Genomic DNA, 12,076 nt, shown 5'->3' with positions numbered 1-12,076 from the left:
AAAGCTTGTAATTTATTTGAAATACATATTGACGAATCTGTACTTTATGGTATAATGATATAGATTTTGAATTTCACAACCGGAGGGAGGTTAGATCTTAGATGTCAAACGTGATTGTGAAAGAAAACGAGAGTCTTGACAGTGCACTTAGAAGATTCAAAAGAAATTGTGCTAAGGCAGGCATTCAACAAGAAATTCGTAAGAGAGAGCATTACGAGAAGCCAAGCGTAAGACGTAAGAAAAAGTCTGAAGCAGCTAGAAAGCGTAAGTTTAATTAATTGCGTGTTTTCACAACCTCGGTCATTTGACCGGGGTTTTCTTTTTAAAGAAAACTTTTAAGGAGAACAATTTGAGTATAATTGAAAATATTATAGATATACCTATGGAGCATGAAAGGAATGTCTGTGGTGAATTTGATATATATTTGAAGAAAATAGAGAGAACCCTGAAGGTTAGTATGATTGCCAGAGACGGCAGTATAAAGATAATAGGACCTAAGCCTTATGTAGACAAGGCGAAATCTGTTTTCAACAATCTTATAGAACTTTCTAAAAGAGGGAATCAAATCACCGAGCAAAATATAGATTATGCCCTTTCATTGTCATTTACACTTGAAGATGACAAGATTCTTGAAATAGATCAGGATGTGATAGCAAGAACTATCTTAGGCAAGCCGATAAAGCCGAAGACTCTGGGTCAAAAACAGTATGTAGATCTTATCAGAGAAAAGATGATTGTTTTCGGTGTAGGCCCTGCGGGAACGGGAAAAACTTATCTTGCTATGGCAATGGCGATACAGGCTTTTAAAGAGGGAAGTGTAAACAGAATTATCCTTACCAGGCCTGCAATAGAAGCCGGAGAAAAACTCGGATTTTTGCCGGGAGACTTGCAAAGTAAAATAGACCCTTATTTAAGACCTCTATATGATGCGCTGTATCAGATAATGGGTGCCGACAGTTTCCTACATAATCAGGAAAAGGGATTGATCGAAGTTGCTCCTCTTGCATATATGAGAGGTAGAACTCTTGATAATGCATTCATAATTCTTGATGAGGCGCAAAACACCACACCTGCACAGATGAAGATGTTTTTAACAAGAATCGGTTTCGGTTCAAAGGTGATAGTGACCGGAGACCAAAGTCAGAAGGACCTTCCTCAGGGACAGACTTCGGGTCTTGACAGTGCACTTAAGATTTTAAAAAATATAGATGATATAGGTATATGTATGCTTACCAATAAGGATGTGGTACGACATCCTTTGGTTCAAAAAATTGTGGAAGCCTATGATATATATGAAAAGAAAAATATATCAAAGGATGATAAAAAGAGATTTAGAAAATAAATATAGCCTTTTGGCAGATTTTATAACGGCGAGGGAGTATGACTATAGAAATAAGCTATGAGTCTAAAACGAATCTTGAAATACCATATGAAGAGATAATCAATAAAATGGTAGTTGCATCACTTGATTTTGAAGATTGTCCTTATGAGGCGGAAGTTTCGGTGACAATTGTGGATGATGAGGAAATAAAAAGGATAAATAATGAGTACAGAGGCATTGACAGGTCTACAGATGTGCTTTCATTTCCTTTTAATGAGTTTTCCACCCCCGGAAATTTTGATGATATTGAAGATAATATAGATGCATTCAATCCGGAAACCGGAGAATTGCTTCTTGGAGATATTATACTTTCTACAGAGCATATACTGGAGCAGGCTAAGGAATATGGGCACAGCAAAACCAGAGAGTTGGCCTTTTTGGTGGTACATTCCATGCTTCATCTGATGGGATATGACCATATGGAAGATGATGAAAGAATTGTTATGGAAGAAAAACAAAGAAAAATTTTAGAGCTTGAGGGGATTAGCAGATAATGCCGGTAAAAACAACAAAGAAAGAATCTAATAATTTTTTGGTGCAGGGAGCCATATTGGCGGTTGCGGGAATTTTGGTCAGACTTATAGGACTTGCCTACAGAGTACCGCTTCTTAGAATAATAGGAAGTAAGGGTATGGGATATTATTCCACCGCATATAATTTGTATGCTATCATTCTTTTACTTTCTTCATATTCATTGCCGCTTGCGGTAAGTAAGATGGTTTCTTCAAGAATTGCAAAGAATGAATACAAAAATGCAAATAAAATACTCAGGGCTGCCCTTATATATGCAACGATAGTGGGAGGCCTTGGTTTTGTTATAGTTTTTTTCGGAGCAAACTTTTTTGCAAGTAATCTGTATCAGATGCCTTTGGCAAAGTATGCTCTACAAAGCCTGGCTCCTACCATATGGATTATGGCATATCTGGGAGTGCTTCGAGGATATTTCCAAGGTCATTCCACAATGGTACCTACCGCTCTTTCTCAAATCTTTGAGCAGATAGTAAATGCTGCTGTATCAGTGGGTGCGGCTTATTATTTGTGTGAGGCTGCATTAAAACAGGCAAAGGGTGAGGATGTAAAGGCGGCTTACGGTGCGGCCGGAGGTACAATAGGTACCGGTGCAGGTACCGTTATAGCATTGCTTGTAATGCTTGCATTCTTTTTTGTGACTGCGAATGTCAGAAGAAAGAATATCTTAAATGATAAAACTCTAAGAAAAGAAAGTTTTTCTACAATTACAAGAGTGTTGATACTTACAGTAATACCTGTAATAGCATCTACAGCTATTTATAATATAAACTCTGTGCTTGACGGAATGGTGTTCGGACAGAGCATGAAAGCTTTGGGACTTGAAGAAGAGACATCAAGACTTTACGGAATATACACAGGTGGATATCTTGTACTTGTAAATGTTCCGGTTGCTATAGCAAATGCTATGTCTTCATCCCTTATACCGACTATTTCAAGAAGTTTTAGTAAAGGTGAGAGAAGTGATGTAAACTCAAAGATATCAATGGTTATCAGATTTGCCACTATTGTAAGTTTTCCATGTGCAATAGGGCTTGCGGTTATTTCAATGCCTGTAATGGGAATACTTTTTAATTCTGCGGAAGATGCCATGTTGGCTGCATACTTGATGATTCTCGGATCGGGAGTTGTTGTATTGTACTCCGTTTCTACAGTTACAAATGCGGTACTTCAGGGAACCAGCCTTATAAATAAGCCGGTTAAAAATGCTTTTATATCACTGATAATACATTTTATTATACTGTATATACTGTTATTTACATTTAAATCAAATGTAATCGGATTGGTATTCGGAAATATGGTATTTGCTCTTTCGATGTGTATTTTGAATGCCGGAAGTATAAGAAGAAATCTATCCTATAAACAGGAACTTATAAAGACTTATCTTATGCCTTTTATTTGTGCAGGTCTTATGGGAATAGTTGTTTATATAGTATATACTTTTATTCTAAGATTCAGCAGCAGCAGGGTTATGCTTACATTAATACCTATTATGGTTGGAGCACCTGTCTATGCAATACTTTTGATCGGTACAAGAACTATATCAAAGAATGAGATATTGCAGATGCCAAAGGGCAGAAAATTAGTAAATATTTTACAGAAAGTCAGGCTTTTGAAATGAAAGTTGGGATTGTAGGCGGTGGAGCAGCAGGTATTATGTCTGCTCTATTTGCGTGTAAGGGAAAGGATGAAGTTACTGTCATTGAGCACAATGACAAGCTTCTAAAGAAGATATTTTCTACCGGAAATGGAAAATGTAATTTTACAAATACAAAATTAGAGCCTTCAAATTATCACTATAATGAAAGAGCAATAAAGTTTATAGAAAGATTTAACCAATTTGATACTATAAAGTTTTTTAACAGTCTAGGGGTAATAGAGTATATAAGAGACGGATATACTTATCCAAACTCGGAGCAGGCGGCTTCTATCAGAAATGCACTTTTAATGGAGCTTGAAAGATATGATGTGAATATACTTTTAAATACCTATGTAACAGAGATATATAAGAATGGTGATGTATTTACGCTTTGTATCTGCAATGCAAATAATAAAAGCAAATCAAAGCTTTATTTTGATAAGATTATTATAGCTACAGGTTTAAAAGCAGCACCAAAACTTGGAAGTGACGGATCTTTTTTTCCTGTTTTAAAAAAGCTTGATATAAAATATAGGCCTGTTTTGCCTGCACTATGCGGTATCAGCTTATATAATAAAAACTTCTTTAAAATGACATCAGGTGTCAGGGCGAAGGGTAAAATATCGGTAGCTGTTAAGGATAAGGAACTTGCAAGTGACTTTGGAGAATTGCAGTTTAGTGATACAGGTATATCGGGGATACCTACATTTCAAGTAAGCAGATATGTAAGTATTGCTCTTGATAAAAAAGAAAGTGTTAAAGTTTCACTTGATATGTTTTCACATCTTGGAAGTATAGAGAATATATTAAATGAGAGAAGGAAAATACCTTCATTTATTACAATGGAGGACATCGGAAACGGACTCATAAACTCCAAGCTTTGGCTTGGAATACTTGGTTTGGCAGATATCAGGGCTGACCTAAAAATAAAAAAATGTGATAATAAGAGTTTTGATAGACTAATTTCTATTTGTAAAGAGATGAAATTTAATGTTAAAGGTACCGGAGATTTTGACAAGGCTCAAGTTTGTACAGGTGGTATTGCCTTGGATGATGTTGATGATAATCTGATGTATAGGGATATTAAGAGCATGTACTTTGCAGGTGAAATACTTGATGTTGACGGGATTTGCGGAGGCTACAATTTGCAGTGGGCATGGACATCCGGATATATAGCCGGTGCCGGAAGATAAGGAAGATAAAATGTTACATATAAATTCTTTACAGCTGAATGTACATCATGATGAAAATGATTTAAAGAAAAAACTTGCCAAGACTATCGGTTGTAATATAGATGAGATAGAAGAATATGAAATAAGGAAAAGATCAATAGATGCCAGAAAAAAGCCTGAGATCTCATATTCTTATTCCATAGATGTCAGCCTTTTAAATGAGGCTAAATATTTAAAGAAAAATAAAGCTTTGAGCATTGCAAAGCCGGTCGTTTATGCTTATGAAGATGTTGAAAAGCATGAAATTTCGGAAGAGAATAAAAGACCTGTGGTGGTTGGATTTGGTCCTGCGGGTATATTTGCAGCACTTTTACTTGCAAGGTATGGCTTAAAGCCTATAGTAATAGAGCGAGGTGGCTGTGTTGAAGACAGAGCCTTGAGTGTAAATAAATTCTGGAGCGAAGGAAAGCTTGACACAGAGTCCAATGTTTCTTTTGGAGAGGGAGGTGCAGGTACATTCTCAGACGGAAAGTTAAATACCTTGGTAAAAGATACTTTCGGAAGAAACAAATTTGTGCTAAGTACTTTGGTGGAATACGGAGCACCAAAGGAAATTTTGTATGATAATAAGCCGCATATAGGTACAGATCTTTTAACAGGAATAGTAAGAAAGATAAGAGAAGAAATAAAGGAGCTTGGCGGTGAGGTAAGATTTGATACCAAGCTTATAAATATAGAAAATATAAAAGACAATAAAAAGAAGATAGAAGTAGTAAACAAAAGAGACTGCAAACATGAAATAATAGAATGTGAAAATATAATACTCGCACTTGGACATAGTGCCAGAGATACCTTTAAAGCTTTAAAGGAAATGGGCGTTTATATGGAACCGAAGTCCTTTGCACTTGGTATAAGAGTTTCTCATTCACAACATTTGATAGATGTTTCACAGTTTGGAGATAAAGAAGCAAAGTTTTTATCGCCTGCACCGTATAAACTTACATTTAAGTCAAGCTTTGACAGGGGTGTGTATTCATTTTGTATGTGTCCGGGCGGATTTATAGTAAATGCTTCTACGGAAGACGGAAGAATTGCCATAAACGGTATGAGCTATCATAAGAGAGATTCGGGTGAGGCAAATTCCGCTATTATTGTAAGTGTATCTGAAGAAGATTTTGATAAATACTCCGATCCTAAAGATCCGCTAAAAGGTGTAGAGTTTCAAAGAAGACTCGAAGAAGAGACCTTTCACATGGGCAATGGAAGGGTACCTGTACAAAGATTGGTTGATTTCCTTGAAGGAAGAGAAAGTACCGGGTTTGACAATACAAATCTGAAGATAAAAGGAAGTACTACTATTGCCAGAGTGGATAAGCTCTTCCCAAAAGAGATATATGAGAGCATGAAAGAGGCATTTTCAGACTTTAATCGTAAGATAAAGGGATTTATAAATGAAGATGCCTATGTAGCAGCTATAGAGTCAAGGACATCATCACCTGTAAGAATAAGCAGAGACGAGTCTTTACAAGCAAATATTTCCGGAATATACCCATGTGGTGAGGGTGCCGGATATGCGGGCGGCATAATGAGTGCTGCCATGGACGGATTAAAGGTTGCAGAAAGAATTATTGAAAAGTATAAGGAGTAGTATGGATATAAGACAAAAGGTAAGAGATGCAAAAAGAATTGTAATAAAAATCGGTTCTTCAAGTATCACTCACTCTGAAACAGGTGAGCTTCATCTTTCAAAAATAGAAAAACTGATAAGACAGATAGCAGATCTTAGAGGAGCAGGAAAGGAAGTTGTATTGGTTTCATCAGGTGCCATTGCAACAGGAAGACATTCTCTCGGTATAAATGAAAAGCCTTCCACACTTTCACAAAAGCAGGCTCTTGCGGCGGTAGGACAGGCCAGACTTATTATGGAGTACAGAAAGCTTTTTTCTGAATATAATCTTAGAATAGCACAGATTTTGATGACAAAATCAACAATAACGGAGGATACTTATCGCGATAATGCCAAGGCAACTTTTACACAGCTTTTGGCATATGGTGCAGTGCCTATAGTAAATGAAAATGATACCATATCTACATACGAGATTCAGTTTGGTGATAATGACAGATTGTCTGCTCTTGTAAGTGCGCTTGTTGAGGCGGACCTTCTTATACTTCTGTCGGATATTGACGGACTTTATACTGACGATCCGAATACAAATAAGAATGCAGAGTTTATAAACTTTGTAGAAGATGTTGATAAATATATGGATATGGGTAAATCAACATCTAAGTCGGGACTTGGCACAGGTGGAATGTATACAAAGCTTTTGGCAGCACAGATAGCAACCAATTCAGGCTGCGATATGGTAATTGCAAGTGCAGAGGATATGAGTATAATAGAAAATATTGCAAATGGTGAAGAAATAGGAACATATTTCCCGGCCAAGAGCAATAAGGATTTTGACTGGTTAAATTGTTTGGAATAGTAGGTGAAAAATGGATAATACAAAGATTGATAGAATTAATGAATTAGCTCATAAGCAAAAGAGCGTAGGACTTACAGAGGAAGAAAAGATAGAGCAGGCGGCACTTAGAAAAGAATATATTGAATCAATAAGGGAAAGTTTAAGAGCAAATCTTAATAATATTTCCATAAAAGAGGCCGACGGCAGTATAACAGACCTTGGTGAGAAGTTTGGAAAGAAGAATGGATAAGGCAGAGCTTAGAAAATGCTTATTGGAAAAGAGAAATTCACTGTCAAGAGATGAGGTTTTATCTGCAAGTGAGAGTATAATAAGAAAAATAGATGCTTTGATAAAGAAAAATAAAAGTATGTTAATTCTTGGATTTATGCCGCTTGGAAATGAGATAGATCTAAGACCTTTATATGAAAAGATACTTGCCGGATATTATAAGGATGAGTTTGATATTGATATTACATTGGGATTGCCAAGAGTATGCGGTAAGGAAATGAGATTTTTTAAGGTAAACTCAATTAAAAATCTTGAAAAGTCAAAGTTTGGCATTATGGAGCCGGAGATTAACAGTGAAGAAATCATTGCAAAAGATGCGCATGTTTTTGTACCGCTTATAGGACTTGATAAGAATAAGAAAAGACTGGGATTTGGCGGTGGATTTTATGACAGATATTTTGGAAAGCATAGAGAGAATACTTTGTATGGGCTCGCATATGATTTTCAAGTAGATATTGATTTTGATGTGAATGAGTATGATATTGCAATGGACCATATTTTTATAGCAAAATATTAGAAAGAGGATTATGGAGAATTTAATACCTAATGAAGAACCGTTAAGACAGGAATATTTCATGTCTGAGGTCAATGATATAATACATGCAAAGGCAATTGAAAGGGGAGTATATCCGACTTATAAGGTGGTGACTTTCGGTTGTCAAATGAATGCGAGAGATTCCGAGAAGCTTTCAGGAATACTTACTGGAATCGGGTATATGGAAGCTGAGAATGAGGAGGATGCAGACCTTGTACTTTTTAATACCTGCACTGTAAGAGAGAATGCAAATGACAGACTCTATGGTAGAGTGGGTCAGCTCAAAAAAAGTAAGGAAAAAAATCTGGATATGATAATAGGTATCTGCGGATGTATGATGCAGGAAGCGGAAGAGGTTGAAAAGATCAAAAAATCTTACAGATATGTGGATCTTGTTTTTGGAACCCACAATATATATAAACTTGCAGAGATACTTTTTGAGCATCTTACAACCAAAAAGCAGGTTGTAAATGTTATGGAAAGTGCCGAGATGATTGTTGAGAAACTTCCGAATAAGAGAGAGTTTGCCTTTAAATCAGGTGTAAATATCACATTCGGTTGTAATAACTTTTGCAGTTATTGTATAGTGCCATATGTAAGAGGTAGAGAAAGATCAAGAAAGCCTGAGGAAATAATAGATGAGATTAAGGGTCTGGTAGCTGACGGCGTAAAAGAAATTATGCTGCTTGGTCAAAATGTAAACTCATATGGCAGAGGACTGGAAGAAGAGATAAGCTTTGCAACTCTCTTAGACAGGATTGCTCAGATAGACGGTTTGGAGCGACTAAGATTTATGACACCTCATCCAAAGGACCTTTCGGATGAAGTTATAGAGGTAATGAAAAAGAATAAAAAGATATGCAAGCATTTACATTTGCCGTTGCAGTCGGGAAGCTCAGATATTCTTAAAAAAATGAACAGAGTCTATACTAAAGAGGGTTATCTTGACTTGGTAAGAAGAATAAAGGCTGCTATTCCGGATATTTCACTTACAACAGATATTATAGTGGGATTCCCGGGAGAAACGGAAAGAGATTTTTTAGATACTTTAGATGTTGTAAAAGAGGTTAGATATGACTCTGCATTTACATTTATTTATTCAAAACGTTCAGGAACACCTGCCGCAAAGATGGAGGATCAGATAGATCCTAAGGTTATTAAGGACAGATTTGACAGACTTTTAAAAACCGTACAGGATATTGCGGCGGAAAATACAAAGAAGAATGAAGGAAAATGTATGCCTGTTTTGGTAGAGGGCAAGAATGATCATCTGGATGGTTATCTTAGCGGAAAGCTTGAGAATAACTTAACGGTACATTTCAAAGGTCAGGAAAGACTGATAGGTGAAATAGTGGATGTTATTTTAGATGAAGCAAAAGGCTTTTACTATATGGGACATATAAAGACAAGTGAGGCATAAATGGCACTATCTCCTATGATGTCAAAATATCTGGAGACTAAGAAAGAGTATCCGGATTGTATACTTTTTTATCGTCTGGGCGATTTTTATGAAATGTTTTTTGAGGATGCTACAGAGGTGGCAAGAGAATTAGAGCTTACCCTTACAGGTAAGGATTGTGGGCTTGAAGAGAGAGCACCTATGTGTGGTGTACCATATCATGCTGCTGAAACTTATATAAACAGACTTGTACAAAACGGTCATAAGGTTGCGATTGCGGAGCAGATGGAAGATCCTAAGCTTGCAAAGGGACTTGTAAAAAGAGAAGTTGTTAGAATTGTTACTCCGGGTACTATTACAAGTACCGGAGTATTAGCTGATGATAAAAATAATTATATTATTTCTATTTTCTATATTGATGAGAGATTCGGGCTTGCAATATGTGATATTTCAACCGGTGATTTCTTTGTTACAGAGCTGGTTTCTATAAGAGAACTCTTTGATGAGATACAAAAATATCAACCCACAGAAATTATATGCAATCATGCATTTGAAATCAGCGGTATTTCACTTGAGGAACTAAAGAAAAAATATAATATTACAATAACATCTCTCGATAATACATATTTCAGTGAGAAAAACAGTATAGATATATTAAAGAGACATTTTGCGGTTTCAAGTATTGAAGCATTGGGACTTTCAGAGTTTTTGGATGCGACCATCTCATCAGGAGCAATGCTTAGATATCTCTATGAGATGCAAAAGAGCTCCTGTGCACAGATAGTTGGAATAAGTGCATATAAAAACGGAGACTATATGATAGTGGATACAAGCTCAAGAAGAAATCTTGAGTTGGTGGAAACTATGAGAGAGAAAAAGAAAAACGGCTCACTTTTGGGTGTACTTGATAAGACAAATACAGCTATGGGTGCCAGAATGCTTAGAGGTTTTTTGGAGCAGCCGCTTGTAAATAAAGAAAGAATAATAAACAGGCAGGAAGCCGTGGTGGAACTCTTTGACAGATATATTGACAGGGAAGAGATTAGAGAATATTTAAATCCGATTTATGATCTGGAGAGACTGATGTCAAGAGTTGTAACAAAGAATGCAAATACCAGAGATCTTCTATCATTATCTGCTTCTATGAAGATGATTAGTCCGATAAAAGAGGTTTTAAAGACTTTCGAGTCTGAAGAGATTAAAAAGACAAATAATAATCTCGACAGGCTTGAGGACATAATCGATATAATAGACAGAGCTATAAATGAGGACAGTCCGCTTTCATTAAAAGAAGGCAATATTATAAATACCGGATATAACAGTGAGATAGATAAGCTTAGGCAGGCAAAAACCGAGGGTAAGAACTGGCTGGCTTCTTTGGAGTCTGAAGAAAAAGAAAAAACCGGGATAAAAAATTTGAAGGTGAAGTTTAACAAGGTATTCGGATATTATTTTGAGGTAACCAATTCGTTCAAAGATATGGTGCCGGATTATTTTATACGAAAGCAGACTCTTACAAATGCTGAAAGATATACCACAGATAAGCTTAAAGATTTGGAAAATATAATACTTGGGGCTGAGGATAAGCTAAACAGCTTGGAGTATGAAGTCTTTGTTGAAATCAGAGATGAGATTGCAAAGAATGTAAACAGAATACAATCAAGTGCCAAGGCGATTGCTTATATAGATGCCATATGTTCATTGGCCACAGTTGCTTATAACAATAACTATGTAAAACCTGAAATAAATACTACAGGCATTATTGACATAAAGGATGGCAGGCATCCTGTAGTTGAGACAATGCTTAGTGATGATTCGTTTATTGCAAATGATACCTATCTTGATCAAAATAAGAAAAGAATGTCTATTATTACCGGGCCGAATATGGCAGGTAAGTCAACTTATATGAGACAGACAGCTCTTATTTGTATGATGGCTCAGATTGGAAGCTTTGTTCCTGCAAAACAGGCAAACCTTTGCGTTTGTGACAGAATTTTTACCAGAGTGGGTGCTTCGGATGATCTTGCAAGCGGTCAGTCAACCTTCATGGTGGAGATGACTGAGGTTGCAAATATTCTTAGAAATGCTACCAGAAACTCTTTGGTTATTTTAGATGAGATAGGAAGAGGTACATCTACTTTTGACGGTCTTGCTATTGCATGGTCGGTTGTAGAGCATATTTCAAATATAAAGCTGATAGGTGCAAAAACTCTTTTTGCAACACATTATCATGAGCTTTCTGAGCTTGAGGGTACACTTCCGGGTGTAAATAATTACTGTATTTCAGTAAAGGAAAACGGTGACAATATAGTATTCCTTAGAAAGATAATTACAGGTGGTGCGGATAAGAGCTACGGTATACAGGTGGCAAAACTGGCAGGAGTACCTGACAGTGTGACAAACAGGGCAAAGGAGCTTATAGAGGAGCTTTCAAGTGCTGATATTGCGACCAGAGCCAGAGAGATTGCAGAGGCCACACCGGCGGTTTCAAAGAGAAAGCCTGTAAAGAAGATGAGTGAAGTGGAGGCGGGCCAGCTTTCACTATTTGATGCGATAAATAATGATACGATTATTAAGGAAATTTCAGAAATTGATATTACTTCAATGACTCCTATGGATGCCTTGAACACATTGTATGCTTTGCAGAATAAGATAAAGAACAGGATATAAG

At 36.5% G+C, this 12,076-nt stretch carries 11 protein-coding genes; all 11 read left to right on the top strand.

Going from position 1 to position 12,076, the window contains the following annotated elements; genetic code table 11:
• Positions 1–101 precede the first annotated feature (101 nt).
• The 11 genes from rpsU (at position 102) to mutS (ending at position 12,075) form a co-directional block, all read left to right on the top strand.
• Positions 102–278, top strand: a complete 177-nt coding sequence (gene rpsU / locus HMPREF1495_RS04550) for a 30S ribosomal protein S21 (protein ID WP_005539624.1) — start codon at positions 102–104, stop codon at positions 276–278.
• Between the two features lie 71 nt (positions 279–349).
• On the top strand, positions 350–1,342 hold the full coding sequence (locus tag HMPREF1495_RS04545) for a PhoH family protein (protein WP_034212439.1): 993 nt from the start codon (positions 350–352) through the stop codon (positions 1,340–1,342).
• 38 nt (positions 1,343–1,380) lie between these two features.
• A complete protein-coding gene (gene ybeY / locus HMPREF1495_RS04540; RefSeq protein ID WP_034212437.1) occupies positions 1,381–1,875 on the top strand; it encodes an rRNA maturation RNase YbeY in 495 nt (164 codons plus the stop codon).
• Positions 1,875–3,530 (top strand): putative polysaccharide biosynthesis protein, encoded by a 1,656-nt coding sequence (locus tag HMPREF1495_RS04535; protein ID WP_034212435.1) that lies wholly within the window; start codon positions 1,875–1,877, stop codon positions 3,528–3,530. The genes ybeY and HMPREF1495_RS04535 overlap by 1 nt, the downstream gene beginning before the upstream one ends.
• Positions 3,527–4,741, top strand: a complete 1,215-nt coding sequence (locus HMPREF1495_RS04530) for an NAD(P)/FAD-dependent oxidoreductase (RefSeq protein ID WP_034212433.1) — start codon at positions 3,527–3,529, stop codon at positions 4,739–4,741. Before HMPREF1495_RS04535 ends, HMPREF1495_RS04530 begins: the two co-directional genes overlap by 4 nt.
• Positions 4,742–4,751: 10 nt before the next feature.
• Positions 4,752–6,368 (top strand): NAD(P)/FAD-dependent oxidoreductase, encoded by a 1,617-nt coding sequence (locus HMPREF1495_RS04525; RefSeq protein WP_034212431.1) that lies wholly within the window; start codon positions 4,752–4,754, stop codon positions 6,366–6,368.
• Between the two features lies 1 nt (position 6,369).
• A complete protein-coding gene (gene proB, locus HMPREF1495_RS04520; RefSeq protein WP_034212429.1) occupies positions 6,370–7,203 on the top strand; it encodes a glutamate 5-kinase in 834 nt (277 codons plus the stop codon).
• A gap of 10 nt (positions 7,204–7,213) precedes the next feature.
• Positions 7,214–7,432: a DUF896 domain-containing protein gene (locus HMPREF1495_RS04515; RefSeq protein WP_034212427.1), complete on the top strand. Its 219-nt coding sequence runs from the start codon at positions 7,214–7,216 to the stop codon at positions 7,430–7,432.
• Positions 7,404–7,988, top strand: coding sequence for a 5-formyltetrahydrofolate cyclo-ligase (locus tag HMPREF1495_RS04510; protein ID WP_242832849.1), 585 nt, complete (start codon positions 7,404–7,406; stop codon positions 7,986–7,988). Before HMPREF1495_RS04515 ends, HMPREF1495_RS04510 begins: the two co-directional genes overlap by 29 nt.
• A gap of 10 nt (positions 7,989–7,998) precedes the next feature.
• The gene (miaB, locus tag HMPREF1495_RS04505; RefSeq protein WP_034212423.1) at positions 7,999–9,426 is read left to right on the top strand and encodes a tRNA (N6-isopentenyl adenosine(37)-C2)-methylthiotransferase MiaB; all 1,428 of its coding nucleotides are present in this window, start codon (positions 7,999–8,001) and stop codon (positions 9,424–9,426) included.
• On the top strand, positions 9,427–12,075 hold the full coding sequence (gene mutS, locus HMPREF1495_RS04500; protein WP_034212421.1) for a DNA mismatch repair protein MutS: 2,649 nt from the start codon (positions 9,427–9,429) through the stop codon (positions 12,073–12,075).
• Position 12,076 lies beyond the last annotated feature (1 nt).

The organism is Lachnoanaerobaculum sp. MSX33 (assembly GCF_000512995.1).
GTDB lineage: Bacteria > Bacillota > Clostridia > Lachnospirales > Lachnospiraceae > Lachnoanaerobaculum.
Note: the sequence above shows the minus strand (reverse complement) of the source record. Positions and strands in the feature narration are given on the sequence as shown.

Coding starts and splice junctions, on each gene's coding strand:
- rpsU (WP_005539624.1), top strand. CDS start 102: ATGTCAAACGTGATTGTGAAAGAAAACGAGAGTCTTGACAGTGCACTT.
- ybeY (WP_034212437.1), top strand. CDS start 1,381: ATGACTATAGAAATAAGCTATGAGTCTAAAACGAATCTTGAAATACCA.
- HMPREF1495_RS04535 (WP_034212435.1), top strand. CDS start 1,875: ATGCCGGTAAAAACAACAAAGAAAGAATCTAATAATTTTTTGGTGCAG.
- HMPREF1495_RS04530 (WP_034212433.1), top strand. CDS start 3,527: ATGAAAGTTGGGATTGTAGGCGGTGGAGCAGCAGGTATTATGTCTGCT.
- HMPREF1495_RS04525 (WP_034212431.1), top strand. CDS start 4,752: ATGTTACATATAAATTCTTTACAGCTGAATGTACATCATGATGAAAAT.
- proB (WP_034212429.1), top strand. CDS start 6,370: ATGGATATAAGACAAAAGGTAAGAGATGCAAAAAGAATTGTAATAAAA.
- HMPREF1495_RS04515 (WP_034212427.1), top strand. CDS start 7,214: ATGGATAATACAAAGATTGATAGAATTAATGAATTAGCTCATAAGCAA.
- miaB (WP_034212423.1), top strand. CDS start 7,999: ATGGAGAATTTAATACCTAATGAAGAACCGTTAAGACAGGAATATTTC.
- mutS (WP_034212421.1), top strand. CDS start 9,427: ATGGCACTATCTCCTATGATGTCAAAATATCTGGAGACTAAGAAAGAG.